Here is a 25,679-nt window from a genome sequence, read left to right as displayed (position 1 = left end):
TGACGCAATCTTAAAGCAGTCCATCAAAAAGTGCTACATCTACCCAATCACCAGCAGCAATATTTCCTTGATCATGATGAAGGATGACAAAACAGTTTGCCTCACTCATCGAACGCAAAATACCTGCGCCCTGGCTCCCGGTGAGTCTTACGGTGGGTCGGCCGTCGGGACCGGGCCCCAAGATAGCGCGCTGGAACTCGGTGCGACCTGGTTTCTTTCGAATGGAGGTTTCAGATATTGCTTGGGTTAAAGGGGCTTCAGTTTGACTTGCGCCATTGAGTTGCAAAAGTGCGGCACGAACAAACTGATAGAAGGTCACCATGACTGCTACGGGATTACCAGGTAATCCAAAGAACAGGGTTTTACGAGCAGGGGATTTTCCTGGAACAGGCTTGAGTGTGCCAAAGGCCATCGGACGACCTGGCCTCATCGCAATTTTCCAAAAGCCGACATCACCTAGCTCTTGCATGATTTGCTTGGTGAAATCCGCCTCACCAACTGAGACACCCCCAGATGAAATCAATACATCCGCTTTTTGAGCTGCCTTGCAAAAGGCCTCCTTCAGTGAGGCAGGATCGTCGCGCACAATACCGCAATCGATGATGTCCATATTGAGGCGGTTTAATAGTCCAGTGAGGCTATAGCGATTGCTGTCATAAATACTACCACTATCTAATGGCTGACCTAATGAACGAAGCTCATCACCAGAAGACAATATGGCTACTTTTAATTTGCGATGAACTTGAAGTTGTGCAATACCAAGAGAGGCGGCTAAACCTAAATCGGATGGACGCAATAAACGTCCTGCAACAATAGCTGGCTTTCCTTTTTCCAAATCTTCACCACGTAAGCGGCGGTTTTCACCAGGCTTGACTTGGTTTTGCTTGAATCGAATCACGACTTGGTCTTCAGACTCCGTGAACTCTTGCGGAATAACGGTATCGCAATGACTTGGCATTAAAGCGCCGGTCATAATTTTCAGGCATTCCCCTTGGCCAATTACTCCTGTGTATGGCTTTCCAGCAAAGGCTGTACCAATCACACGTAAGCTAATCTCAGGAGATTGACTATCTAGGCATTGACCGTTAAATGCAAATCCATCCATTGCTGAGTTGTCAGCAGAGGGCACATCAATAGGGGATAAAACATCTAGTGCCAGTACGCGATTAATCGCCTGATCTAGAGAAACAGTTTCAATATCAGTAGGGCTCTGAGTTAAACGAGATTCTGAAATCAGCTCAGCAACTAATTGCGCAATCGCTTTGCGAGCCTCGTCTACATGTAAAGAGGAGCTGAGCAGAATCGGGTTATTGGGTGAAAGATTCATCGCGATACCTCTTCTAAAGACTGGAGTTCCTCGGGAGTATTCACGTTTGCAAAGGCAGTGGCATTATCAAATACCACCGTACTTGAATGTAACTCTTTAAACCAGCGATCGATTTTGAGATCGCCTTTTGCTAAAAACCCCTGGAGTGATTTTAGTAAGTCAGCACGCATTAAACAGAAAACAGGTTGGGCCCATACCTTATCGTCAAGCTCTTTGCTTGAGGCATAAACCAATTGAAAATCCCCGCGCTCCATTTCTTCCGCTAGTTTTACTCCGAGGTCTAGGGGAAGGAGCGGGGAGTCGCAAGGGGAGGTTAAAAGATAAGGTGTTTTACAGGCCTGCAGTCCAACAGAAAATCCCGCTAGGGGCCCCGAAAAGTCTGGGGTTTCATCGAGGATGACGGGATAGCCATAGGCAGCATATTTAGTGATGTTGCGATTGGCATTAATCAGAATGGACCCCACTTGATTCTGGAGGCGCTTGATAGCGGAAGCAATTAAGGGTTGATCAAGAAAGGGAATTAAGCCTTTATCAATTCCACCCATACGCTGAGCACGACCGCCAGCGAGGATTAAGCCAGTCATATTTTCTGGAGCAATCATTAGCCGCCAATATAGGACATTTCGACTTTGCGATTGCCGGTCGATGGGTTGGCAGTATGAGACCCGCGAATTTCAGAATAGTGATCGTCGCGATGGGACCAGGTATTCATAATGGCATTCGCAATTTCTAAATCGCTACGTCCAGAGCGCAACATAGTTTTGAAATCGTAACCTTGATTGGCAAACAAGCATTGGTACATTTGGCCATCAGTAGAGATGCGTGCGCGAGTGCATTCGTGACAAAAGGTTTGAGTCACGCTAGAGATCACGCCAATTTCGCCGGAGCCATCGACATATCGCCAGCGTTGAGCAACCTCACCTGAGTAATTGGCTTCAATAGGCTCTAGTGGAAATACTTCATTAATTTGTGCAATAACTTCTTTAGAAGGCAGCACCTCAGCCATATTCCAGCCATTGGAGCTGCCGACATCCATGAATTCAATAAAGCGCAGGATAACGCCGCTGTTTTTGAAATGGGTTGCCATCGGAATGATCTCGTGATCATTAGTTCCTTTTTTAACCACCATATTGACTTTAATATTTTTAAAGCCAGCTTCTTGAGCTGCAGCAATACCATCCAATACATCTGCAACTGGAAAATCAACATCATTCATCTTTTTAAAGATCTCATCATTTAAGCCATCTAAGCTGATGGTGAGTCTTTGTAATCCTGCAGCTTTTAATTCGGCTGCTTTTTTACGCAAGATGCTGCCGTTGGTTGTTAAGGTTAGATCTAGTGGTTTGCCTGCGGGTGTTCGAATGTCGGCCAACATGCCAATCAGCAACTCTAAATTTTTACGCAGCAATGGTTCTCCACCGGTGAGGCGAATCTTTTCAACGCCTAAAGTAGAGAAGATCGAAGTGAGTCGAGTGATTTCCTCAAAGCTCAGTAATTCTTGATGTGAGAGATAAGGATAGTTTTTATCGAATACCTCTTTCGGCATGCAATAAGTGCAGCGAAAGTTGCAACGGTCGGTAACCGAGATCCGCAGGTCCCGTAATGTCCGACCTCGAGCATCCTTGGTATGACCATGGGGTGCAATCAGTTGTCCAGGAATGGACGGCGTAAGGCCGCTGCCTTCATCAATACGAATGGGGATTACTTTTTCAACCATGTTCTCAATTATGGCCGTGAAACGGGGTTTCTGCCAAACCGCCAAGTATCTTTGTGGGATAAATGGCGGTCTGGAGAAAAAGCCTTAGACCGTTTTTTCTTGGCCGCCGGTTTCAACTAAAACCATTGGGCCTTCAGGTAGGGTTGCAGCAGGTTTTGGCGTTCTGCCGATATTTTCAATAACGGGCTCAGCCTTAATTTGGACTTGGACTTCGGCATGCTTGCCTGAGTCGGTCGCTACCCAAATCATGCCTGCAGATTGCACAACGCTATGAAGTGGCGTTTCTTCAAGTGCCTGGAAGGCGACCTTAGGAAGCTCTGGCATAGGCTTCACAATCACTTCAACTGTAGATGCTGCTACTGCTGCCATTGGTGCTGGAGCAGCTGCTGGAGTAGGGCGCGGTGCACGTGGTGCACGCGGCGCTCTTTCTTGTTTTTCAGCTACCGGTTTTACGTTGCCAAAACTATTGGAAAGATTTTGCATTGGCATCGTTGCTGATGCGCCTGCCATGCCAGATGGAGGTCCTGAGAATGGGCTTGCATTGACTGCTGGAGTCGCAACTGCATCAGTAGCGCCTTCAGTACGCTCACCACGTTCACGTTGTCCACGACCGCGACCACGACGATTGCGACCACGACCACGACGCTCTTCACCATCAGCACCCGTTGCTACATCAGCACCTGGGGCAGCTTCCGTTGCAGGTGTGACAGCTGCTGGAGCAGCTTGATTACGAGTACCTTCTTGACGTTCTGGTTTTGGACCATTTTGGTTATTGCGATTGCGGTTATTGCGATTACGATTGGTGCCTTCAATTGGAGCGACTTCAGCGGCAGTCGCTGCTGGACGTTCAGCACGGTCACCTCTATCACCGCGACGACCACGGTTACGGTTATTGCGATCACCATTGCGAGTTTGATTGCGTCCGCGACCATTGCTTGGCACTGGTTTCTCTTCTACTGCAGGAGTAGAGGAGAAGAGGCGCTTAATAAATCCAAATAAACCACCAGAACTCTCTACAACCACTGTTTCAGTGCGCGCAGGGCGTGGTTGGCTAATAGGTGCAGGTTGAGTCGGTGTGATGCCTTTAACTGCAGCTTCAGGACGCACTTTAACGTCAGCATCTTTTTTGCTAACCGTTGTGTCTGTCTCAAGTTCACGTGCAGCTTCTTCAGCCATGACATAACTTGCTTTTTGATCGTCAAGACGTGGATCGTCATGGCGTAAACGCTCTAGTTTGTAATGTGGAGTTTCGAGATGCTTATTCGGCACCATCAAGACGTTGACTTTGAAGCGTGTCTCAATCTTGATGACTTCAGCACGTTTTTCATTCAAGAGGAAAGCAGCCACTTCAACTGGTACTTGAGTATGAATGGCGGCAGTATTTTCTTTCATTGCCTCTTCTTGGATAATGCGCAGTACTTGTAAGGCAGAAGACTCGGTATCACGGATATGACCTGTGCCATTACAGCGAGGGCAGGTTACGTGGCTACCTTCAGATAATGCAGGGCGCAAACGTTGGCGTGACATCTCCATCAAGCCAAACTTGGAGATCTTGCCCATTTGGACGCGTGCACGATCGTGACGCAAGGCATCGCGTAAGCGATTCTCAACATCCTTCTGTGCTTTGCTGGACTCCATATCAATGAAATCGATAACGATCAGGCCGCCCAAGTCACGTAAACGTGCTTGACGAGCGATTTCATCGGCAGCTTCTAGGTTCGTGCGGGTAGCAGTCTCTTCAATATCAGAGCCGCGTGTTGCACGTGCAGAGTTCACGTCCACAGAGACTAGCGCTTCAGTGTGGTCAATCACAATGGCGCCGCCGGATGGCAATGGCACAGTACGTGAATACGCGGTTTCAATCTGATGTTCAATTTGGAAGCGTGAGAACAAAGGCACATCATCTTGATAGCGCTTCACTCTTGGCAAGTTATCTGGCATCACTACTGACATAAATGCAGCAGCTTGTTCGTAGATGTCATCAGTGTCGATGAGAATCTCGCCAATATCAGGCTGGAAGTAATCGCGAATCGCGCGGATTACCAAGCTAGACTCAAGGTAAATCAATAATGGCGCGGAGTTACCTTTGGCAGCTTCGTCAATGGCTTTCCACAACTGCATCAAATAGCTTAGGTCCCACTGTAATTCAGTAGCATCACGTCCAATGCCGGCAGTGCGAGCAATGATGCTCATGCCATCTGGTACTTCTAATTGCGACATGGCTTCACGGAGTTCTTGGCGGTCTTCGCCTTCAATGCGACGAGAAACGCCGCCTCCACGTGGGTTATTAGGCATTAATACCAAATAACGACCAGCCAGAGAGATAAAGGAGGTTAGCGCAGCACCTTTTTGGCCGCGCTCTTCTTTTTCTACCTGAACAATAATTTCTTGGCCTTCGCGCAGTGCATCTTTAATAGAGGCATTGCGGACATCTATGCCCTCTTTGAAATAGCTACGGGCAACTTCCTTGAATGGCAAAAAGCCATGACGTTCTTCGCCGTAATTGACAAAGCAGGCCTCAAGGGAGGGTTCAATGCGGGTAATTACACCTTTATAGATATTGCCTTTACGTTGTTCACGACCGGCAGCTTCGATATCAATATCAATGAGTTTTTGACCATCAACGATGGCAACTCGCAACTCTTCTTGTTGAGTTGCATTAAACAACATGCGTTTCATAACACTCTCCTATGGGGGAGGGCGAAGTAAGCGCGCTGCGTTAGGGGACAGGTTAAATGCCGCTTGGGACCAAGCCCATGGCGGTTTATGAGTGTGGATCTTGCAAATCTAGGCTTCTTTTGCCCAGTCCACCAAAATAACGTTCGGTTAAATCGGTGCCACACTTGACGATCGCCGCAGAGACCTCCTTTAGGTCATCAATGCAGGCGCGCGCCTAAAAAACTGTCTTCTATCGCGGGTCGCGGCATACGGCACACCAACCCTGCGCCTCATTACAACGGGGGAGGGGCAACCCCGGGAGTCTTTTAAAGGGCGACTCCAAGCTCCACGATACAAGCCTGACTTCAGGTTGGTCTCGGGCCAATAAATTGGCTAGAGCGTTGATTATACGGCACAAGTTGAATGACAATGGGGTATTGTTGAGTCCCTTGTCGTCCTAGAACGAGGCGGCAAGAGAGATAAATCATGAAATCTGACCCTGTATCCAAGCCCCCAAAGGCAAAAACATCCGCTCCACCCGCAGTCCATTTGCAAACGATTGGTCCTGAAGAGGCTGGCCAACGCTTAGACAACTATTTACTCCGCTGGGCTAAAGGGGTTCCCAAAAGCCACGTTTATCGAATTATTCGCTCGGGCGAGGTTAGGGTGAATAAAAAGCGGGCCGAGCCAACTACCCGCCTTATTGAGGGCGATGTTGTTCGAGTGCCTCCGGTCCGAATTGCAGAACCCGCCCAAATGGCGGCAGTGAATACAGCACAGACAAAATCCCGTGCTCGGGGTTATTCCGACAAAATGCTGATTCTGTTTGAAGATGAAGCACTATTAATAGTCGATAAGCCAGCTGGTTTGGCGGTTCATGGTGGCTCAGGTATTGCCTTAGGCGTGATTGAAACGCTGCGCATTACACGTCCGGAACTCAAATTCTTAGAACTAGTTCACCGTTTAGACCGTGATACCTCAGGCGTTTTGCTCTTGGCAAAAAAACGGAGTGCCCTGGTTGAGTTACACCGTCAAATTCGGGAAGGGCAAACTGATAAGCGCTATTACTTACTAGCCCATGGTGAAATTGCTCAGGGTGCTCAAGTGATGCAACTCAAATTCCCGCTACATAAATATCTATTGGCTAATGGTGAACGCAGGGTGCGGGTTGATCCAGACGGACTTCCTAGCCATACTGCTTTACGGGTGAGCAAAACCCTCAAGAAAGATGAAGTAGCTATTACCCTAGCTGAGGCCCAGTTGAAAACGGGCCGCACGCATCAAATCCGGGTGCACTTACAAAAGTTGGGGCATGCCATTCTGGGTGACGATAAATATGGTTTTGAGGATCAAGATAAACTCATTAAATCGAAGCGTCTTTATTTGCATGCCCATCTCGCAGGATTTACTCATCCTCGTACTGGGGAAAAAATGCGCATTGAATCGCCTTTACCTCAAGAGTTCGAGTTGATGATGAAAACCTTCGCTCAGCCAGTGAATGAATAAAAGATTTTCTTAAAAGATGCCAGAAAAAAACAAAGCGGATCGTCGTTATGACCTGATTGTGTGGGATTGGGATGGAACTATTATGGATTCCACGCCTACGATCGTGCACTGCATTCAGCAATCTTGTCGCGACTTAGGTTTTAAGGTCCCAGATGATTCATTGGCAAGCTCAGTAATCGGCTTAGGCATTCATGACTCCCTGCGCCGGGCTGTGCCTTGGGTAGATCCGATGCACTTCCAAAAATTGACCGATCGTTTTCGTTTTCATTATTTAGCAAAAGATCACGAGCTCGACTTGTTTGTCGGCATTAGAGAATTGCTAGAAGATCTGCGATCGGATAATTATCTTTTAGGGGTGGCAACTGGTAAGTCGAGGGTGGGTTTAGATCGCTCACTCAAACATCACAAAATGACGAACCTCTTTCATGAAACGCGCACAGCGGATGAGTCCTTTTCTAAGCCCCATCCCGGCATGTTGCTGGAGTTATCCGATGTCACTCAAGTCCCAACGCGTCGCATCCTGATGGTGGGAGATACAACGCATGACCTTGATATGGCTGCGAATGCGGGGGTAGATGCAATTGCAGTAACCTATGGTGCCCACCCGCCAGATACCCTGAAGACCTCAAAGTCCTTGGCCCACGTTGATGATGTTCCGCAGTTAACCCAATGGCTTAAAGATAATCTGCAAGCATCGATTTGATCAGCATTGAGAATTCAACAAGAAACATGAAGAAGTAGTAAGACAAATACCCAGAGAAGCACTAAGAGAAACACTAAGGAATTGAAATAATGGAAAACAATCCAAACCCAAATTGGGAACGTCAAGCGCTTGAGCATTTATTGCTAGAGAACTTAAAAGAAACTCGTAAAGCGCGCCGCTGGAAAGCCGTATTACGAGTATTAACTTTGTTGGTAATGGTGGCAGTAGTCTTTACCGTTTTTGATTTTCATCTTCCAGGCCGCGGTATGGGGGTAGAGAAACATACGGCGATGGTGACTTTGGATGGCGAGATTTCCTCTAGCTCAATGGCCAATGCGATGGATATCAATTCTTCCCTAGTGTCTGCCTTTGAAAATGAAAACAGTGCTGGCGTAGTCTTGCGTATCAATAGCCCTGGGGGTTCACCTGTTCAGGCAGGCATGATCAATGATGAGATACATCGTTTGCGTAAGCTCTATCCAAAGAAACCTTTTTACGTTGTCGTTGAAGATATCTGCGCATCTGGTGGTTACTACGTTGCTGTAGCTGCTGATCAAATCCTTGTAGATAAAGCAAGCTTGGTTGGATCAATTGGCGTCATCATGGAAGGCTTTGGTTTTACTGGTTTGATGGATAAGTTGGGCGTCACTCGTCGCATGATTACTGCAGGATCCAATAAAGGAATGATGGATCCTTTTAGCAAGGAAAATCCTCAGCAAGTAGAGATGATCAAAACCATGATTGATGAAATCCATCAGCAATTTATTGCGGTTGTGAAAGAAGGCCGTGGGGCCCGCTTGAAGGATACGGCTGATTTATTTTCAGGTCGCGTTTGGAATGGTGAACAGGCAGTCAAGCTAGGTTTGGCTGATGGATTTGGTACGGTAGAGACAGTCGCACGCGATGTGTTTAAAGCCCCTGACATCTTGGACTACACCATGAAAGAAAACTTTGCTGAACGGGTTGCTAAGCGCTTTGGTGCTGAAGCTGGAGCGGCAGCAGGCAAGGCTTTAATTAAGACTCCAGATTTGAAGTAAAAAATACAAATCAAAAAGAAGATTTAAAAATCATATTTAGGCCAACAGTAGAAATACGGTTGGCCTATTTTGTAATGATGCGCAGGCAGCTTCATTAGGATAACGCTTACGCCACTCAGTAATGGATGTAGTCACAACCATTTCAGTTGGTAAGCTCAGATCTACACCAAGACAAAGCATCGTCTGCGGAGTTAAAGAATTCATACAAGCCATCAGCATCGCTGTATTGCGATAGGGCGTCTCAATCCATATTTGTGTTTGCTGTAATTTTCTGGATTCGAGCTCGAGTTGTTTTAACTTGGTACTACGCTCATGTGTGTCATGCGGTAAATAGCCTTGAAAAGCAAAACGTTGGCCGTTTAAGCCACTGGCCATCAAACCCAATAGGATTGAACTTGGACCAATCAAGGGCTTTACTTTGGCTCCTAATTTGTGGGCAGCCAACACTAGTTCAGCACCAGGATCAGCCACACCTGGTACTCCAGCTTCGGACATGAGACCCATATCACTGCCGGCAATTAAAGGCTGCAGAAGATCTGCTGGTTTTACAGAATCGCCATACTTGGCATTGCGAGCAAGGCCACGCCATTCACCCATTTGCATTTCTTGAATCGTGCAGACCAATGGCGCGACGGTATCAATTGCTTTTAAAAATGCCCGGGCTGTTTTGGCATCTTCCACAATCCAATGCTTGAGTTTGGCGGCTTGAATAATGGTTTGGTTTGGCAGAACCCAAGGCAGCTGCTCGGTACGAGCATCATCCCCAAGAGTATTGGGTACTAAAAAAAGAGTGCCAAGCTTTGCCATAAATTACTTTGTATTTGAAGATGGGATTGCAAAACCCGCATCACGTAAGAGGGTCGTCAATGCAATCAGTGGTAGACCAATGAGAGCAGTTGGATCGTCGCTCTGAATGGCTTCTAGAAGACTAATGCCCAAACCTTCAGACTTGGCGCTACCTGCGCAATCATAGGGTTCCTCCGCAAGCAGGTATGCCTCTAGTACATCATCGGATAATTTGCGAAACCGCACTTCAGTGGGGACGCATAAGGTGGTCTGTGTATCACCCTTCATCAAGCAAAGTGCAGTGTAAAAAGTGACGGTCTGTCCACGCATCAATTGCAATTGCGCCATCGCCCTTTCAAAATTTCCTGGTTTGCCAATGGCGGCACCACAAAGATCGGCTACTTGATCTGAGCCGATGACCCAAGCTTCAGGGCGCGCTTTAGAAACGGCTGCAGCTTTTGCATGCGCAAGTCTGAGTGAAAGATCGAGTGAGTTTTCGCCGGCAAGAGGGGTTTCATCCACTTTGGGTGAAATCACTTCAAAAGGAATGCGCAGGCGCTCTAAGAGTTCGCGTCGGTAAACCGAAGTGGATGCCAGGATGAGCGGGGGATTTGTAGAAATACTCATTACTGCAGGTGCTTTCAAAGTAGGCTTGATTTAGACTGATGCCATGAATCGTAATCAAGTTTTACCTCAAATTGAGTTGTCTGCAGAGCCTAGTGCCTTAAAAAAGGTCGACTTTTGCGCCCCACAGACCTATCGTGGCACAGGTTTTTTAAGTATTGATCAGCTTCCCAGGCTTGCCAAGGAGGCTTCGGTGGTTTTAAAAGGGGACGGATTTGAGTGGAGTGTTCAGTCCCATTTTGAGGATTCCCCTGGAAGCGATCCTCTACAAACCCTGGATTTAGGCTTAAAAGGCCGAATTCACCTCATTTGTCAGCGTTGTTTGCAAGATTGCGCTGTGGATTTGTCTGAAAAACGCCGTTTTGTGCTCTTGGCTAGCGAAGATCTGGCTGATGATTACCCGATAGAGGATGAGGAGCATGAAGCCTTGGTTGCTAGCCAGCATTTCAATCTTCTAGAAACGATTGAGGATGAGATTTTGCTATCTTTGCCCTTGATCCCAAAGCATCCAGAGGGGTTTTGTGAGCCCCATGCCTCTAGTTTTGGGGATGAGGGGGAGGAAGATACCCTTGAAAAGCCTGAAAACCCCTTTAACATATTGAAAAATATGAAGAAAAACTAAAATTCTGGCCTGTATTAGGAAAGTTGTATTGAATATGCTTTATTGATAAATCAAGCATTTAGACGCTTTTCCATGCTAGAATATTGCCTTGCTTAGGAGTTCAATATGGCCGTTCAACAAAACAAAAAATCACCTTCCAAACGTGGCATGCATCGTGCGCACGACTTTTTGACCGCACCTGCTACGGCTGTTGAAGCCACAACTGGTGAGGCTCATTTGCGCCACCACATTTCACCAAACGGCTACTATCGTGGTCGTAAAGTGGTTAAAACAAAAAACGACTAATTTTTTAGTCTAAATAGATCGAAGCGGCTCCACGAAAAGCCGCTTTTTTCTTGGATAAATCACTTGCAGCAATCAATGAGTTTATGAGCGTTACTCTAGCTATTGATGCCATGGGCGGAGATCATGGAGTCGTTGTGACGGTTCCAGCCGCCTGCGATTTTTTGGCAAAGCATGCTGATGTGAAGATTGCATTGGTAGGTGACCCTGCCGCAATTCAGCAAGCCCTCAATAAATTTTCTAAAGCGCCTCTTGAGCGCCTTCAAATCATTCCCGCGAGCGAAGTTGTTTTAATGGATGACCCCATTGAAGTGGCTTTGCGTCGCAAAAAAGATTCTTCAATGCGAGTTGCAATCGAGCAAGTGAAAGAGGGCGCTGCAGATGCCGTCATCTCCTCTGGCAATACTGGTGCCTTGATGGCGATTTCTCGTTACATCCTTAAAACACTTGAGGGTGTTGATCGCCCAGCGATTGCTACTGCTATACCGAATGAGTTAGGTCGTGGAACAACCATGCTGGATTTGGGTGCTAATGCAGATTGTGAGCCTGTGCACTTAGTTCAGTTTGCCCAAATGGCTAATGTGATGGTGCAGGTTGTTGATGGCAAGCCAAATCCCTCAATTGGTTTGCTCAATATTGGCGAAGAAGTCATTAAGGGTAACGAAGTAGTCAAGCAAACGAGCGAGCTACTGCGTCAAACTAAACTGAACTTCTATGGCAATGTAGAAGGCAATGATATTTTTAAAGGCACTACCGATATTGTGGTGTGCGATGGTTTTGTGGGTAATGTGGTTTTGAAGGCCAGTGAAGGCTTAGCGAAAATGATGAGCGGTATGATTCGCGAAGAATTTAATCGCTCTTTACTAACAAAGCTCATGGCTATTTGTGCAATGGTTCCCTTATTGCGGGTGCGCAAACGCGTTGATCATCGTCGCTACAACGGTGCGGTATTGTTAGGTCTACGCGGATGTGTCATTAAGAGTCATGGCTCTGCCGATCGTTTTGCATTTGGTTTTGCCTTAGATCGTGCTTATGAAGCCGCTAAGAATCGGATGGTGGAGCGTATTGCTGGGGCCTTTATGGCGGAGACAAAAGAATGAGTATTTACGCAAGAGTTGCTGGCACAGGAAGTTATCTTCCAGAGCTGCGCTTGAGCAACCAGGATTTGGTAGAGCGTTTAGCCAAGAATGGTTTAGAGACCAGTGACGAGTGGATTACTACTCGTAGCGGGATTTCTGCGAGACACTTTGCTGCAGAAAATGAGCTGACTAGCGATTTAGCGCTCAAGGCAGCACAAGCTGCATTAACCAGCGCCGGTATTGGCTCTGAAGATTTGGATCTGATTATTTTGGCCACTTCTACACCAGATCACTTGGGTGGATTTCCAAGCACTGCTTGTGTAGTACAAGATAAATTGGGTGCGCATACTGCCTGTGCGGCCTTTGATATTCAGGCGGTTTGTGCTGGATTTACCTATGCATTAGCGACTGCTGATGCCTTCATTCGATGTGGGACTTATAAAAAAGTTTTAGTGATTGGTGCCGAAACCTTCTCCCGCATCTTAGATTTTCAGGATCGTGGAACTTGCGTACTCTTTGGTGATGGTGCAGGAGCGGTCGTCTTAGAGGCCTCAAAAGAGCCTGGTATTTTGTCAACTGCCTTACATGCGGATGGTAGCCAGCGCAATATTTTATGCGTGCCCGGACGCGCTGGTAATGGTCAGGTTCATGGCTCTCCCTTTATGACTATGGATGGTCAAGCAGTGTTTAAATTGGCCGTTAAAGTTTTGGAGCAAGTAGCTCATGAAGCTTTGGAGAAAGCCAATCTCAAGCCAGAACAAATTGATTGGTTAGTGCCACACCAGGCCAATATCCGGATCATGGAAGGCACTGCCAAGAAGATGGGCATGTCTATGGATAAAGTTATTGTGACCGTGCATGAGCACGGCAATACATCAGCAGCATCTATTCCGCTTGCATTGGATTGCGGTGTGCGTTCAGGTCAAATTCAGCGAGGCCAACATCTTTTATTAGAAGGTGTTGGTGGTGGATTTGCGTGGGGTGCAGTCGCACTCAAGTACTAATTCTTAACTATTCAAAATATTCTCATGACATTTGCATTTGTTTTCCCAGGTCAAGGCTCCCAATCCGTTGGGATGTTGAACTCGGTGGCAGAGCGCACCGAAGTACGTGCAACTTTACAAGAGGCTTCTGATGCCTTGGGTGAAGATGTTGCTAAGTTGATTTCTGAGGGCCCGGCAGAGGCCTTGGCATTAACTACCAACACGCAACCTGTGATGTTGACTGCGGGTGTTGCGTTCTACCGTGCTTGGCTTGCAGCAGGTGGTGAGGCTCCTAAAGTGATGGCTGGTCATAGCCTTGGGGAGTACTCAGCATTAGTTGCTGCAGGTGTTATCTCTTTTAAAGATGCAGTGCCATTGGTACGTTTTCGTGCTGAGGCAATGCAAAGTGCGGTGCCAGTAGGGACTGGTGGCATGGCTGCGATTTTGGGTTTAGATGACGCCATGGTGATTCAAGTTTGCGCAGCGGCAAGTGCCGCATCTGGTGGTGTAGTTGAGGCAGTGAACTTTAATGCACCCGGTCAAGTAGTGATTGCTGGTGCAAGTGATGCCGTAACTAAAGCATGTGAGTTGCTGAAAGCAGCTGGCGCAAAACGCGCACTGCCATTACCTGTATCAGCACCATTTCATTCCTCTTTATTGCAGCCAGCATCAGAAAAGTTAAAAGGCTATCTAGCGAATATTGAATTTAAAGCACCGACTATTGCTGTTATTAACAACGTAGACGTGCAAATTTTGAATGATCCCGCGGCCATTAAAGATGCTTTAGTTCGTCAAGCGGCCAAGCCAGTACGCTGGCAAGAAACCATTCAAGCAATGGCACAACAAGGTGTTACCCAAGTGGTGGAATGTGGTCCCGGTAAGGTTTTAGCAGGCCTCACCAAGCGGATTAATGATCAAGTGACTGGCGTGCCAGTATTTGATGAAACCAGCTTGAATGAAGCGCTTGCAGGTCTTAAATAAAAATAAACTTAGCTAACAAAGTTCACAGCGGAAGACAAACATGAATCTCGATTTAAGCGGACAAATTGCCTTAGTAACCGGTGCATCACGCGGTATTGGTCAAGCCATTGCGGATGAGTTGGTGAAATGTGGTGCCAAAGTAATTGGAACGGCAACTTCAGCGGATGGCGCAAAAGCAATTGATGAGCGTCTGAAATCTACTGGTGGTCGTGGAATGGTCTTAAATGTCACTGAGCCAAATGCTTGTGAAAATATTATTGATGTCATTGTGAAAGATTTTGGTGCTATCAATATTTTGGTAAATAACGCTGGCATTACGCGCGATAACTTGGCAATGCGTATGAAGGGCGATGAGTGGACCGATGTGATTGATACCAACCTCAGTTCGGTATTTCGTTTATCACAAGCTGTTTTGCGCCCCATGATGAAGGCACGTGGTGGCCGCATTATCAATATCACCTCCATTGTTGGTCATATGGGTAACGCTGGTCAGGCCAACTATGCCGCTGCAAAAGCAGGTGTTTCTGGCATGACAAGGGCTTTGGCGCGCGAGATTGGCAGCCGAAATATCACGGTAAATTGCGTGGCACCGGGCTTTATTGATACCGATATGACCCGTGCTTTGAGCGAAGAGCAGCAAAATGCCCTAAAAGTGAACATTCCTTTAGCCCGTTTAGGGAGCCCTGAGGATGTGGCCCAGGCGGTGGCATTTTTAGCCTCTCCAGCCGCGGGTTACGTTACGGGAAATACCCTACACGTCAATGGCGGACTCTATCTAGCCTAAGGACAAATCAAGGATTTGGTCATTTTTAGGCGAATTTGCTAATTTGATCCGCCAAACTGATAAAATCCTTCCATCGTTTTTTACAACCCCTGGGGAAATTAATGGACAACATCGAACAACGCGTTAAGAAAATCGTCGCTGAGCAATTGGGCGTCGCAGAAGGAGATATCAAGAATGAATCTTCTTTCGTGAATGACCTGGGCGCTGACTCTCTTGACACTGTTGAGCTGGTAATGGCTTTGGAAGATGAATTCGGTATCGAAATTCCTGATGAGGAAGCCGAAAAAATTACCACCGTTCAGCTCGCGATCGACTTCGCTAAATCAAAAGCTCAGGGTTAATTCCCGAGCCTAGGTACTACTGTGTCAGTATCAAATGGCCGACGCCGGGTTGTAGTTACCGGTCTTGGCCTAATTTCACCAGTTGGCAATTCAGTTGATGTGGCTTGGTCTAATTTGCTTGCGGGCAAATCAGGCATAGCCACTATCACTAAGTTCGACCATACTCCGCTCAGTGTTCACTTCGCTGGCGAGGTGAAAGATTTCAACGTTGAAGAATATGTTTCTGCTAAAGAAGCGCGCCATATGGACACCTTTATCCATTACGGCATCGCTGCGGGGACTCAAGCTATCCGCGATAGCGGTCTAGAGATTACCGAGCAAAACGCTGAACGTATTGGCGTGATGGTTGGATCAGGCATTGGCGGCTTGCCAATGATTGAAGAGACTGGTGCTGAGCTCTTGGCTCGTGGCCCTCGCCGTATCTCACCCTTCTTTGTTCCTGGCTCGATTATTAATATGATTTCAGGCCACTTAAGCATCCTGTTTGGCCTTAAAGGTCCAAACGTTGCTGCAGTGACTGCATGTACAACTGGTTTGCACAGCATCGGTTTAGCGGCACGCTTAATTCAGTATGGCGATGCTGATGTGATGGTTGCTGGTGGTGCTGAGTCCACAATCTCTGCGTTAGGTGTTGGTGGTTTTGCTTCTGCAAGAGCACTCTCAACCCGAAATGATGATCCAGCTACAGCATCTCGTCCTTGGGATAAAGATCGCGATGGATTTGTGCTCGGAGAGGGCGCTGGCGTGATCGTACTGGAAGAGTATGAGCATGCAAAAGCCCGTGGCGCAAAAATTTATTGTGAATTAATGGGCTTTGGTATGAGTGGCGATGCCTATCATATGACTGCACCCAATATGGATGGCCCACGTCGTTGCATGGTGAATGCGATGCGTGACGCTGGTTTGAATCCAGACCAAATTCAATACCTCAATGCTCATGGAACATCTACTCCATTGGGCGACAAGAATGAAACTGAGGCCATTAAAGCGGCCCTAGGCGATCATGCCAAGAAGGCGTTGATCAACTCAACCAAGTCGATGACCGGGCACCTTTTGGGTGGCGCTGGGGGCTTGGAGTCGGTTTTCACTATTCTGGCGCTGCATAATCAGAAATCCCCACCAACCATCAATATCTTCAATCAAGACCCTGAATGTGACCTGGACTACTGCGCCAATACAGCTCGGGACGTGAAGATTGACCATGCGGTTAAAAACAACTTTGGCTTTGGTGGTACTAACGGCACCTTGATTTTTGGCAAATTGACCTAATATTCTCCTTATCTCCACTTTTTTGGTTTTTACCAAGTAGGCTTAGCATCATGAAAAAGTACTTTATTGCGCTATTGGCCGTTATGAGCCTTGGCCAACTCTCGTTTATTCCGGTCGCCTCTGCTCAGAGTCCTCGGGTGATGATTCCTGACTTTGCGGATCTGGTCGAAAGGGCTAGTCCTGCTGTTGTCAACATTCGCACAACCGAAAAAGTACAGGTACAGCAGACGGGCGGCATTCCAGGAATGCCGGAAGAGCAGGCAGAATTCTTCCGCCGTTTTTTTGGCGTTCCTATTCCTGGGCTTCCTAATACTCCTAAACAGACTCCACCAAAGCAAGGCAAACCAGAGGAAGCCGATCGCGGAGTAGGATCCGGTTTCATTATTGAATCTAATGGTTTGATTTTGACAAATGCTCACGTGGTTGAAGGTGCAACAACCATCTATGTCACCTTGACTGATAAACGAGAATTCAAAGCCAAGTTATTGGGAATGGATAAGCGCACTGATGTGGCAGTCGTCAAAATTGAGGCGCGTGATTTGCCGAGGTTGCCCTTGGGGGATTCTTCACGTGTGAGAGTGGGTGAGTGGGTGTTGGCAATTGGCTCCCCATTTGGTCTGGAGAACACCGTGACCGCTGGTATTGTCTCTGCTAAAAGCCGTGATACTGGTGATTACCTGCCCTTTATTCAAACTGACGTTGCGGTCAATCCAGGTAACTCTGGCGGCCCTTTGCTCAATACTGCTGGGCAAGTGATTGGTATCAACTCCCAAATTTTTAGTCGCTCTGGCGGCTACATGGGTATTTCTTTTGCCATTCCGATCGATGAGGCAATGCGCGTAGCGGATCAATTGCGTACAACTGGAAAAATGACTCGGGGTCGTATTGGTGTTGCCTTAGGCGAGATGACTAAAGATGTTGCAGAGAGTTTAGGTTTGGGTAAACCGCGCGGTGCATATGTTCGCAATGTTGATCCAGGTGGTCCTGCAGCTGTAGGCGGAATTGAATCTGGCGATGTGATCTTGAGTTTTAATGGGCGCGAAATTGCGAAGTCCACTGATTTACCCCGCTTAGTTGGAGAAACGAAGCCTGGCACTGCTGCTACTGTTCAGGTTTGGCGCAAGGGTGCTACCCGGGACATCACGGTCACAGTGGGTGATAGTGAGTCAAATCAAAAGGCTAGCAAAAAGCCAGAGGCACCTTCGTCAAATAGCGCTAATGCCAGCACTTTAGGTATAGCCGTTACTGATTTATCGGACGCCAAAAAGAAAGAGCTCAATGTCAAAGGTGGCGTTGAAGTCACTGGTTTAGGGGAGGGTGCTCTAGCTAGGGCTGGAATTCAGCCTGGGGATGTCATTATTCGAATTGGGGATGTCGATATCACTGGGGTCAAGCAGTTTGAGGCTATCGTAAAAGGCCTTGATGCCAATAAGGCTGTTCCAGTCTTTGTTCGCCGCGCAGATAGCACTTTAGTTATCCCGGTAAGGCCAAAATAAGGCCAATTTAGGCCTAAAAATGGGGTTGGGCGCCAAACCAGCGCCACCCATTACAATCCTCCTAAGACGGCTTTTTGCAGCGCATCATTGTGGTGCGTTCTGACAAGGCGTTTTTTGAATGACCTAATAAGACGCTATGGATTTAATCCGCAATTTTTCTATCATCGCCCATATCGATCACGGCAAATCAACGCTTGCTGATCGCATTATTCAACTGTGCGGTGGACTTTCTGATCGTGAGATGGAAGCCCAGGTTCTGGACTCAATGGATATTGAGCGTGAACGTGGCATTACGATTAAGGCCCAAACAGCTGCCTTAAATTACAAAGCAAAAGACGGCAAGATCTATAACCTCAACTTGATTGATACCCCGGGGCATGTCGACTTTTCTTATGAGGTAAGTCGTTCCCTGTCTGCTTGTGAGGGCGCTCTGCTAGTGGTTGACGCGAGTCAGGGTGTCGAGGCTCAAACAGTCGCTAACTGCTACATGGCGCTTGAGTTAGGTGTCGAGGTGGTGCCAGTCTTAAACAAGATTGATTTGCCACAAGCAGATCCTGAGCGTGCTAAGAAAGAGATTGAAGATGTCATCGGTATTGATGCTTCTGAAGCAATCACCTGTTCAGCAAAAACAGGTATGGGTGTTCAAGATGTAATCGAAGAAATGATTGCTCGGGTTCCTCCGCCAACGGGTAATGTAAAAGACCCATTGCAAGCCTTGATCATTGATTCATGGTTTGATAACTACGTGGGTGTAGTGATGTTGGTGCGCGTTGTGAACGGCACTCTCAAACCAAAAGAAAAAATTACCTTAATGGCCAATGGTTCAAGCCATTTAGTTGAGCACGTTGGTGTATTTAGTCCTAAGTCTGTTGATCGTCCAGAATTATCTGCGGGTCAAGTGGGCTTTGTGATTGCCGGTATTAAAGAATTAAAAGCTGCCAAGGTGGGTGACACAGTCACACACTCTCCTGGTCAACAAGGTCGTGCTCCTGCTACCGAACCACTACCTGGTTTTAAAGAAGTCAAACCCCAAGTCTTTGCTGGTTTATATCCAGTGGAGGCGAGTGAATACGATCAGTTGCGTGAATCTCTTGAGAAGCTGCAGTTAAATGATGCTTCACTCTTGTATGAGCCTGAGGTGTCTCAAGCGCTTGGTTTTGGATTCCGTTGCGGCTTCTTAGGTTTGCTGCACATGGAAATAGTGCAAGAGCGCTTGGAGCGTCAGTACGGCATGAATCTCATTACTACCGCTCCAACGGTGGTGTATCAGGTTGAGCAATCCGATGGAACGATTGTGTCCGTAGACAATCCTTCGAAGATGCCAGAGGCTAGCAAGATCAATACGATTCTTGAGCCTATCGTGACAGTCAATTTGTATATGCCCCAGGAGTACGTCGGCGCAATCATTACGCTGTGCGTTGGTAAGCGGGGTATTCAGATGGATATGAATTACTTGGGCCGCCAGGTTAAGCTCACTTATGAATTACCAATGGCAGAGATTGTTTTGGACTTCTTTGACAAAATGAAGTCCATCTCACGCGGTTATGCCTCAATGGATTATGAATTCAAGGAATATCGTCCTGCCGATGTGGTCAAGGTTGATATTCTGATTAATAGTGAGCGGGTAGATGCTCTCTCGGTGATTGTTCATCGCAGTAATAGTCAGCATCGTGGGCGCGAAGTGGTTGCCAAGATGCGCGGCATTATTCCTCGCCAGATGTTTGATGTGGCGATTCAGGCGGCCATCGGTAGCAATATCGTGGCGCGTGAAAACGTGAAAGCATTGCGTAAAAACGTCTTGGCAAAGTGCTACGGTGGTGATATCTCCCGTAAGCGCAAGCTATTAGAGAAGCAAAAAGAAGGTAAGAAACGCATGAAGCAAGTAGGTAATGTGGAGATTCCACAAGAAGCCTTCTTGGCTATTTTGCAGGTGGAAGATTAATGAACTTCGCTCTCATTCTCTTTATTTTGGTGATTGTTTCAGGCATTGCCTGGGTTGCAGATAAGGTCTACTTTGCCCCACAGCGTCTGCGAGCAGGCATTGCACGTATGCCTCTGTGGCTGGAATACACCGCAGGCTTTTTCCCGGTCATTTGCGCAGTATTTGTATTGCGCTCATTTCTAGTTGAGCCCTTCAAGATTCCATCTGGATCTATGATTCCCACTTTACAAATTGGCGATTTCATTTTGGTAAATAAATTTACCTACGGGATTCGTTTGCCAGTTATCAATCAAAAGGTGGTGGACTTAGGGTCACCACAGCGTGGGGATGTTGTCGTATTTCGTTACCCACGCGATGAGTCGGTTGATTACATTAAGCGTGTAGTGGCTATTCCAGGCGATGTCGTTCAATATCAAGATAAGCGCTTGACCGTGAATGGTCAGCCCTTGCAATACAGTGGTGGCGAAGCATATTTAGACCCTGAGAGCATGCGCTATGCCAAACGTTATACAGAAAGCTTTCCAGCAGATTTAGGTGGTAATCGTCACGATATCCTCAATGATCCTGATCGCCCATCAGGATTTTTCCCAACAGAGCGTTTTCCTGGCATTGAGTTTTGCCAATACCAACAAACGGGTTTGACCTGCAAAGTCCCTCCCGGCCATTACTTTGCCATGGGTGACAACCGCGATAACAGTGCAGATTCTCGTTATTGGGGATTTGTGCCAGATAAAAATATTGTGGGTAAAGCCTTCTTTGTTTGGTTAAACCTCGGAAATCTTGGCCGCATCGGTGGCTTTGAGTAATCATCATGAACGCGCGCGCCGTCATTGAAACTACACCGCTTCAAGAGCGCCTAGGCTACACGTTTAAAAAGCCGGAGTTACTGAATCAAGCTCTAACCCATCGCAGTCACAGTAAAAAGAATAATGAGCGCCTTGAGTTTTTAGGCGATTCAATTTTGAATTGTGTTGTTGCAGAAATGCTCTATGAGCGTTACTCCGATTTAGATGAGGGTGACCTTTCCCGAGTGCGTGCGAACTTGGTTAAGCAACAAGCCCTTTATGAGATTGCGCAAACCCTTTCTTTATCTGACTATCTTCGTTTAGGTGAGGGTGAGTTAAAAAGTGGAGGCTTTCGTCGTCCTTCAATATTGGCTGATACTTTAGAGGCGGTTACTGGCGCTATCTTTATGGATGGTGGCTTTGATGCTGCTAAGACTTGTTTGCGCAAGCTGTATTCCATTATCTTGGCACACGTTGATCCCAAGACCTTAGGCAAAGATGACAAGACGCTATTGCAAGAGTGTTTGCAAAGCTATCAGTTGCCATTACCAGCCTATAACGTGACTGGTACTACTGGGGCTGCACACAATCAGCAGTTTGAAGTGGAGTGTTTAATTCCGAGCCATAAGGTAGCAGTAAAAGGTGAGGGGGCGTCGCGTCGAGCTGCTGAGCAGGCGGCAGCAAAGTTGGCTTTGATAGCTATGCTCAAAGCTTTGCCACAAGAATCTCGTAAACCCAAAAAGACTCGGTCAGCCAAAAAGAAAGCGGCTAAAAAAGAAGTGACCGAAGAGCAGTTCAATCTTAAGCTGAAGGGCTAATCGTGTTTAGATGCGGCACTATCGCCATTGTGGGGCGTCCCAATATGGGCAAATCTACTCTTTTGAACGCATTAGTTGGTCAAAAGATCAGCATCACTTCCCGTAAAGCGCAAACGACTCGCCATCGTATTTTGGGAATACAGAACCGCGAAGAAGCGCAGTTTATTTTCATTGATACGCCTGGTTTTCAGACACGCTTGATGAATACCTTGAATAAGGCGCTCAATCGCACGGTGACGACTGCCTTACAAGATGTCAATGTGGCTTGCTTTGTAGTTGAGGCGGGGTACTACGGTGAGGATGATAAGAAGGTACTTCGTCTTCTCCCGAATGATCTACCAGTGGTATTGGTTCTGAATAAATTAGACCTCTTTAATAGTCGCTTTCAGACTCCTTCTGAGCGTGACCAGGCTTTGCTCAATTTTATGAAAGAGATGAGTCAGCCTTGGACTGAATTAGGTGGACATGAAGATCAAGGCAAATGCGAGTTTGCTGAAATCGTCCCAATGAGTGCTAAGAGCCCGGGTGATGTTCAAAGATTATTAGATGTATTGGAAGGCTATTTGCCTGAAGCGCCACCTGTATATGATGGCGACACCCTAACCGATCGCAGTGAGCGTTTCTTGGCGGCTGAGATTTTGCGTGAGAAGGTATTTCGTTTTACAGGCGAAGAGTTACCGTACACCAGCACTGTTGTGATTGATCAATTTAAGATGGACGGCAAGATGCGCCGCATCGCCGCTACTATTTTGGTGGACCGCGATAGCCATAAAGCGATGATCATTGGTCAAAAGGGTGAGCGCCTGAAGAAGATTTCAACCGATGCCCGAATTGATATGGAAAAACTCTTTGACGGCAAAGTGTTTTTAGAGACTTGGGTCAAAGTGAAGCGCGGCTGGGCTGATGATCGTGCTGAGTTGCGGGCACAAGGTCTGGAATAAAACGTATGGCCTCGATTCGAGTTGCTGACGAACCTGCTTTTGTGTTGCACAGCATTCCGTATAAAGAGACTAGTCTGATCTTGGATGTATTTACCAGGCAGCACGGTCGCATGGCCCTGATTGCTAAGGGAGCAAAGCGTCCTCATTCCACATTACGACCAGTACTACAGCGCTTTCAGCCGCTATTGGTTTCTTGGAGCGGTAAATCAGAGTTGCGTACTTTAACTAAATCAGAGTGGGTTGGCGGAATGCCATCGCTTGTCGGTGATGCGCTCCTATGCGGCTTTTATCTCAATGAACTATTGGTGAAATTCTTAGCCCGCGAGGATGAATACGAAAAGCTCTACGATAGTTATTCTCAGACCATTAATGCACTCTCTAACCTTGAGTTTGAGTCCAAGGGTTTAGAGGAAATTCTGCGGCCATTTGAGCTTTCGCTTTTGCAAGAGACTGGCTACGCCGCTGCACTTGATCGATGTGTTGAAACGAATGCAGCCCCCATCTCCTCTGATCAGTATGTTTATCAGCCTGAGCGCGGTGTGAGACCAGTACAGGGTGATGATCCTGGGCATTGGCCCGTCCTCTCAGGTAAATCACTCTTGGCCATTGCTGCCAGGGATTTTTCAGATACTGAGACTTTGTCTGAGAGTAAGCAACTCATGCGGTTTTTATTGGGCCTACATCTTCAAGATCAAGTCTTAACGACGCGACAAATTTTGATTGATTTGAAAAAAATCTAGTACTCTACTGTCATGACCGCACCTAAAGCCCTTGAACTGGGAATCAATATTGATCACATTGCTACTTTGCGTAATGCCAGGGGCACGATCTATCCCGATCCTATAAAAGCTGCCCGTTTAGCTGAAGAAGCTGGTGCTGATTTGATTACGCTGCACCTTCGAGAAGATCGTCGTCATATCAAAGATGCAGATTTGATTGCGTTACGTCCCCTCATCAAAACACGCATGAATTTAGAGTGCGCCGTTACTCAGGAGATGTTAGATATTGCTTGCAAGATTCAGCCGCACGATGTTTGCCTGGTGCCTGAGAAGCGTGAAGAAGTGACTACTGAGGGCGGCCTAGATGTTCTATCTCACTTTGAAGCCGTAAAGGCCGCAACAACGCAGCTAAAGAATGCGGGTATTCGGGTGTCTCTATTCATTGATCCTGATGAGAAGCAAATTAAGGCAGCCAAAGATTGCGGAGCCAGCGTGATTGAATTGCATACTGGCCGCTATGCAGATGAAACTGGCGCAGCGCAATTGGCAGAACTAGAGCGAATTAAAAAAGCGGCACAGTATGGTGTCAGCATTGGTCTCAGAGTCAATGCAGGCCATGGCTTAAATGAGGACAACGTCCTTCCGATTGCTGCCATCACAGAACTATCTGAGCTCAATATTGGGCATGCCATTGTGGCTGAGGCCGTATTTAAAGGATGGCATAAAGCGATTACAGACATGAAGGCACTCATGAATCAAGGGCGACTGAGCTCTTAAGCGCACGGTAAAAATATGATCGTTGGTATTGGTACAGACATCTTGCAGATTGAGCGCTTACAGGCGGCATACGATCGAACCCATGGGCGCTTAGCTGAAAAAATTCTAGGGCCAGATGAGATGTTGGTCTTCAAGCATCGACTTTCCAGAAATCACAAGCGTGGCATCGCCTTTTTAGCAACCCGTTTTGCTGCAAAAGAAGCCTTTTCAAAGGCCATTGGTTTAGGAATGAGAATGCCAATGACTTGGCGTTCCTTACAGACTCTAAATGAGCCTAGCGGTAAACCGGTAACAAGTTACTTAGGTGCTTTAGCGCAATTTATGCAGGAAAAAAATTGGGAAGCCCAAGTGACAGTGAGTGATGAGCAAGATATGGCGATCGCCCACGTCATCGTAGTTCAAAAATAGTAATCATGAGGATATTGATGAGTAAAACTCCATTAGGCCCTGGCCCCGTAACCCTGGATGTCGTTGGCTTACAGCTAGATTCAGAAGATCGCCGCAGAATTTTGGATCCCCTGACTGGTGGCGTTATTTTGTTTGCGAGAAACTTTGCTAATCGCAAACAGCTTACTCAATTAACAGCAGAAATTAAAAAACTACGCCCTGATGTACTGATCTCGATTGATCATGAGGGAGGGCGGGTGCAACGCTGTAAGACAGATGGTTTTACACATCTTCCGGCAATGCGTAAGTTGGGCGAGCTCTGGCTAGCTAAAAATAAATCGACTTATGCTGCTGAGTCAGCAGCTTTAGCAATGGCGGCTGCTACTGCGTGTGGATATGTTTTGGCATCTGAACTGCGTGCTTGTGGTGTAGATTTTAGTTTTACGCCAGTGCTCGATTTGGATTTTGGTCGCAGCGGAGTGATTGGTGATCGTTCCTTTAGTCGTGATCCGCAGATTGTGTTTGCTTTGGCAAAAAGTCTGAATGAAGGTTTGCGTTTGGGTGATATGGCTAACTGTGGCAAGCACTTTCCTGGACATGGTTGGGCAGAAGCGGATTCCCATGTGGCCATACCGGTAGATGAGAGATCGCTAAAAGAAATCTTGAATGACGATGCTAAACCTTATGAGTGGTTGGATTTGAGTCTGGCTGCAGTCATGCCGGCCCACGTTATCTACCCCAAAGTAGATAAAAATCCCGCAGGATTCTCTAAAGTTTGGCTGCACTCGATTCTCCGACAGGAGCTTGGATTTGAGGGAGTTATCTTTAGTGATGACCTATCAATGGAAGGTGCTAGCGTCGCTGGCTCGGTTGTGAAGGGCGCAGAGTTGGCGCTTGAGGCAGGTTGTGATGCTGTGTTGATTTGTAATCGTCCAGATTTAGCAGATCAATTATTGACGAAGTTAAAGGTTTCGTCAGCAAAGCAGGCTGAATCCATGCTACGTTTGAATCGTTTAATGCCAAGTTCCCCAGCGCCTACTTGGGAAGAGTTGCAGGATCAGGCGGAGTACCAACATGCCAAAGGTTTACTAAAGCAATTCCAGTTGATTTAAGCG

The 25,679-nt window shown here is 47.1% G+C and carries 26 protein-coding genes; 20 read left to right on the top strand and 6 right to left on the bottom strand.

The window, feature by feature from the left end; all coding sequences use genetic code 11:
- Positions 1–10: 10 nt before the first annotated feature.
- The 4 genes from glp to ICN41_RS02055 all read right to left on the bottom strand — a co-directional run bounded on the left by glp (position 11) and on the right by ICN41_RS02055 (position 5,723).
- A complete protein-coding gene (gene glp, locus ICN41_RS02070; RefSeq protein ID WP_216291132.1) occupies positions 11–1,327 on the bottom strand; it encodes a gephyrin-like molybdotransferase Glp in 1,317 nt (438 codons plus the stop codon).
- Positions 1,324–1,929, bottom strand: a complete 606-nt coding sequence (gene mobA / locus ICN41_RS02065) for a molybdenum cofactor guanylyltransferase MobA (protein WP_216291131.1) — start codon at positions 1,927–1,929, stop codon at positions 1,324–1,326. The genes glp and mobA overlap by 4 nt, the downstream gene beginning before the upstream one ends.
- A complete protein-coding gene (gene moaA / locus ICN41_RS02060) occupies positions 1,929–3,044 on the bottom strand; it encodes a GTP 3',8-cyclase MoaA (RefSeq protein ID WP_216291130.1) in 1,116 nt (371 codons plus the stop codon). The genes mobA and moaA overlap by 1 nt, the downstream gene beginning before the upstream one ends.
- Before the next feature lie 84 nt (positions 3,045–3,128).
- Positions 3,129–5,723: an Rne/Rng family ribonuclease gene (locus ICN41_RS02055; RefSeq protein ID WP_216291129.1), complete on the bottom strand. Its 2,595-nt coding sequence runs from the start codon at positions 5,721–5,723 to the stop codon at positions 3,129–3,131.
- Positions 5,724–6,188: 465 nt separating this feature from the next.
- Between ICN41_RS02055 and ICN41_RS02050 the strand changes: the two genes are divergently transcribed.
- From ICN41_RS02050 to sppA, 3 genes are all read left to right on the top strand, one after another.
- Positions 6,189–7,208: an RluA family pseudouridine synthase gene (locus ICN41_RS02050; protein ID WP_216291128.1), complete on the top strand. Its 1,020-nt coding sequence runs from the start codon at positions 6,189–6,191 to the stop codon at positions 7,206–7,208.
- A gap of 16 nt (positions 7,209–7,224) precedes the next feature.
- A complete protein-coding gene (locus ICN41_RS02045) occupies positions 7,225–7,911 on the top strand; it encodes an HAD-IA family hydrolase (protein ID WP_216291127.1) in 687 nt (228 codons plus the stop codon).
- An 89-nt stretch (positions 7,912–8,000) separates the two neighbouring features.
- Positions 8,001–8,948 (top strand): signal peptide peptidase SppA, encoded by a 948-nt coding sequence (gene sppA, locus ICN41_RS02040; RefSeq protein WP_216291126.1) that lies wholly within the window; start codon positions 8,001–8,003, stop codon positions 8,946–8,948.
- A 36-nt stretch (positions 8,949–8,984) separates the two neighbouring features.
- Here sppA and ICN41_RS02035 read toward each other — a convergent pair whose 3' ends face one another.
- Positions 8,985–9,755, bottom strand: a complete 771-nt coding sequence (locus ICN41_RS02035) for an SAM-dependent methyltransferase (RefSeq protein ID WP_216291125.1) — start codon at positions 9,753–9,755, stop codon at positions 8,985–8,987.
- 3 nt (positions 9,756–9,758) lie between these two features.
- Complete coding sequence (locus ICN41_RS02030) at positions 9,759–10,361, bottom strand: Maf family nucleotide pyrophosphatase (RefSeq protein WP_216291124.1); 603 nt, start codon at positions 10,359–10,361, stop codon at positions 9,759–9,761.
- A 43-nt stretch (positions 10,362–10,404) separates the two neighbouring features.
- Between ICN41_RS02030 and ICN41_RS02025 the strand changes: the two genes are divergently transcribed.
- The 17 genes from ICN41_RS02025 (at position 10,405) to nagZ (ending at position 25,676) form a co-directional block, all read left to right on the top strand.
- Positions 10,405–10,980, top strand: a complete 576-nt coding sequence (locus ICN41_RS02025) for a DUF177 domain-containing protein (RefSeq protein WP_216291123.1) — start codon at positions 10,405–10,407, stop codon at positions 10,978–10,980.
- Positions 10,981–11,085: 105 nt separating this feature from the next.
- Positions 11,086–11,265, top strand: coding sequence for a 50S ribosomal protein L32 (rpmF, locus tag ICN41_RS02020; RefSeq protein ID WP_011902241.1), 180 nt, complete (start codon positions 11,086–11,088; stop codon positions 11,263–11,265).
- A gap of 83 nt (positions 11,266–11,348) precedes the next feature.
- A complete protein-coding gene (plsX, locus tag ICN41_RS02015) occupies positions 11,349–12,362 on the top strand; it encodes a phosphate acyltransferase PlsX (protein WP_216291122.1) in 1,014 nt (337 codons plus the stop codon).
- Complete coding sequence (locus tag ICN41_RS02010; protein WP_216291121.1) at positions 12,359–13,345, top strand: beta-ketoacyl-ACP synthase III; 987 nt, start codon at positions 12,359–12,361, stop codon at positions 13,343–13,345. The genes plsX and ICN41_RS02010 overlap by 4 nt, the downstream gene beginning before the upstream one ends.
- Positions 13,346–13,369: 24 nt before the next feature.
- A complete protein-coding gene (fabD, locus tag ICN41_RS02005) occupies positions 13,370–14,305 on the top strand; it encodes an ACP S-malonyltransferase (RefSeq protein WP_216291120.1) in 936 nt (311 codons plus the stop codon).
- Between the two features lie 40 nt (positions 14,306–14,345).
- Positions 14,346–15,089 carry a 3-oxoacyl-ACP reductase FabG gene (gene fabG, locus ICN41_RS02000; protein ID WP_216291119.1) on the top strand — a complete coding sequence of 248 codons (744 nt, stop codon included), beginning with the start codon at positions 14,346–14,348 and terminating at the stop codon, positions 15,087–15,089.
- A 101-nt stretch (positions 15,090–15,190) separates the two neighbouring features.
- Positions 15,191–15,430 (top strand): acyl carrier protein, encoded by a 240-nt coding sequence (acpP, locus tag ICN41_RS01995; RefSeq protein ID WP_028819177.1) that lies wholly within the window; start codon positions 15,191–15,193, stop codon positions 15,428–15,430.
- 21 nt (positions 15,431–15,451) lie between these two features.
- Entirely contained in the window at positions 15,452–16,699 is a 1,248-nt protein-coding gene (fabF, locus tag ICN41_RS01990; RefSeq protein ID WP_216291118.1) for a beta-ketoacyl-ACP synthase II, read from the top strand.
- Positions 16,700–16,749: 50 nt separating this feature from the next.
- On the top strand, positions 16,750–18,195 hold the full coding sequence (locus ICN41_RS01985; protein ID WP_216291117.1) for a DegQ family serine endoprotease: 1,446 nt from the start codon (positions 16,750–16,752) through the stop codon (positions 18,193–18,195).
- Positions 18,196–18,331: 136 nt separating this feature from the next.
- Positions 18,332–20,137, top strand: a complete 1,806-nt coding sequence (lepA, locus tag ICN41_RS01980; protein ID WP_216291116.1) for a translation elongation factor 4 — start codon at positions 18,332–18,334, stop codon at positions 20,135–20,137.
- Entirely contained in the window at positions 20,137–20,943 is an 807-nt protein-coding gene (lepB, locus tag ICN41_RS01975; RefSeq protein ID WP_216291115.1) for a signal peptidase I, read from the top strand. The genes lepA and lepB overlap by 1 nt, the downstream gene beginning before the upstream one ends.
- 5 nt (positions 20,944–20,948) lie before the next feature.
- Entirely contained in the window at positions 20,949–21,740 is a 792-nt protein-coding gene (gene rnc, locus ICN41_RS01970) for a ribonuclease III (protein WP_216291114.1), read from the top strand.
- 2 nt (positions 21,741–21,742) lie between these two features.
- Complete coding sequence (gene era / locus ICN41_RS01965) at positions 21,743–22,681, top strand: GTPase Era (protein ID WP_216291113.1); 939 nt, start codon at positions 21,743–21,745, stop codon at positions 22,679–22,681.
- Between the two features lie 5 nt (positions 22,682–22,686).
- Positions 22,687–23,421, top strand: a complete 735-nt coding sequence (recO, locus tag ICN41_RS01960) for a DNA repair protein RecO (RefSeq protein ID WP_216291112.1) — start codon at positions 22,687–22,689, stop codon at positions 23,419–23,421.
- A gap of 12 nt (positions 23,422–23,433) precedes the next feature.
- Positions 23,434–24,177, top strand: coding sequence for a pyridoxine 5'-phosphate synthase (gene pdxJ / locus ICN41_RS01955; RefSeq protein ID WP_216291111.1), 744 nt, complete (start codon positions 23,434–23,436; stop codon positions 24,175–24,177).
- Positions 24,178–24,192: 15 nt separating this feature from the next.
- Positions 24,193–24,585 carry a holo-ACP synthase gene (gene acpS / locus ICN41_RS01950; RefSeq protein WP_216291110.1) on the top strand — a complete coding sequence of 131 codons (393 nt, stop codon included), beginning with the start codon at positions 24,193–24,195 and terminating at the stop codon, positions 24,583–24,585.
- Positions 24,586–24,602: 17 nt separating this feature from the next.
- On the top strand, positions 24,603–25,676 hold the full coding sequence (gene nagZ, locus ICN41_RS01945) for a beta-N-acetylhexosaminidase (protein WP_216291109.1): 1,074 nt from the start codon (positions 24,603–24,605) through the stop codon (positions 25,674–25,676).
- Positions 25,677–25,679: the final 3 nt, after the last annotated feature.

It is taken from the genome of Polynucleobacter sp. 15G-AUS-farblos, from assembly GCF_018882445.1.
Classification (GTDB): domain Bacteria; phylum Pseudomonadota; class Gammaproteobacteria; order Burkholderiales; family Burkholderiaceae; genus Polynucleobacter.
This window is presented reverse-complemented; position numbering and strand designations above follow the sequence as displayed.

Excerpts from the sequence above, each read along its gene's own strand:
- glp (WP_216291132.1), bottom strand. The coding sequence starts at position 1,327 with ATGAATCTTTCACCCAATAACCCGATTCTGCTCAGCTCCTCTTTACAT.
- mobA (WP_216291131.1), bottom strand. The coding sequence starts at position 1,929 with ATGATTGCTCCAGAAAATATGACTGGCTTAATCCTCGCTGGCGGTCGT.
- moaA (WP_216291130.1), bottom strand. The coding sequence starts at position 3,044 with ATGGTTGAAAAAGTAATCCCCATTCGTATTGATGAAGGCAGCGGCCTT.
- ICN41_RS02055 (WP_216291129.1), bottom strand. The coding sequence starts at position 5,723 with ATGAAACGCATGTTGTTTAATGCAACTCAACAAGAAGAGTTGCGAGTT.
- ICN41_RS02050 (WP_216291128.1), top strand. The coding sequence starts at position 6,189 with ATGAAATCTGACCCTGTATCCAAGCCCCCAAAGGCAAAAACATCCGCT.
- ICN41_RS02045 (WP_216291127.1), top strand. The coding sequence starts at position 7,225 with ATGCCAGAAAAAAACAAAGCGGATCGTCGTTATGACCTGATTGTGTGG.
- sppA (WP_216291126.1), top strand. The coding sequence starts at position 8,001 with ATGGAAAACAATCCAAACCCAAATTGGGAACGTCAAGCGCTTGAGCAT.
- ICN41_RS02035 (WP_216291125.1), bottom strand. The coding sequence starts at position 9,755 with ATGGCAAAGCTTGGCACTCTTTTTTTAGTACCCAATACTCTTGGGGAT.
- ICN41_RS02030 (WP_216291124.1), bottom strand. The coding sequence starts at position 10,361 with ATGAGTATTTCTACAAATCCCCCGCTCATCCTGGCATCCACTTCGGTT.
- ICN41_RS02025 (WP_216291123.1), top strand. The coding sequence starts at position 10,405 with ATGAATCGTAATCAAGTTTTACCTCAAATTGAGTTGTCTGCAGAGCCT.
- rpmF (WP_011902241.1), top strand. The coding sequence starts at position 11,086 with ATGGCCGTTCAACAAAACAAAAAATCACCTTCCAAACGTGGCATGCAT.
- plsX (WP_216291122.1), top strand. The coding sequence starts at position 11,349 with ATGAGCGTTACTCTAGCTATTGATGCCATGGGCGGAGATCATGGAGTC.
- ICN41_RS02010 (WP_216291121.1), top strand. The coding sequence starts at position 12,359 with ATGAGTATTTACGCAAGAGTTGCTGGCACAGGAAGTTATCTTCCAGAG.
- fabD (WP_216291120.1), top strand. The coding sequence starts at position 13,370 with ATGACATTTGCATTTGTTTTCCCAGGTCAAGGCTCCCAATCCGTTGGG.
- fabG (WP_216291119.1), top strand. The coding sequence starts at position 14,346 with ATGAATCTCGATTTAAGCGGACAAATTGCCTTAGTAACCGGTGCATCA.
- acpP (WP_028819177.1), top strand. The coding sequence starts at position 15,191 with ATGGACAACATCGAACAACGCGTTAAGAAAATCGTCGCTGAGCAATTG.
- ICN41_RS01985 (WP_216291117.1), top strand. The coding sequence starts at position 16,750 with ATGAAAAAGTACTTTATTGCGCTATTGGCCGTTATGAGCCTTGGCCAA.
- lepA (WP_216291116.1), top strand. The coding sequence starts at position 18,332 with ATGGATTTAATCCGCAATTTTTCTATCATCGCCCATATCGATCACGGC.
- lepB (WP_216291115.1), top strand. The coding sequence starts at position 20,137 with ATGAACTTCGCTCTCATTCTCTTTATTTTGGTGATTGTTTCAGGCATT.
- rnc (WP_216291114.1), top strand. The coding sequence starts at position 20,949 with ATGAACGCGCGCGCCGTCATTGAAACTACACCGCTTCAAGAGCGCCTA.
- recO (WP_216291112.1), top strand. The coding sequence starts at position 22,687 with ATGGCCTCGATTCGAGTTGCTGACGAACCTGCTTTTGTGTTGCACAGC.
- pdxJ (WP_216291111.1), top strand. The coding sequence starts at position 23,434 with ATGACCGCACCTAAAGCCCTTGAACTGGGAATCAATATTGATCACATT.
- acpS (WP_216291110.1), top strand. The coding sequence starts at position 24,193 with ATGATCGTTGGTATTGGTACAGACATCTTGCAGATTGAGCGCTTACAG.
- nagZ (WP_216291109.1), top strand. The coding sequence starts at position 24,603 with ATGAGTAAAACTCCATTAGGCCCTGGCCCCGTAACCCTGGATGTCGTT.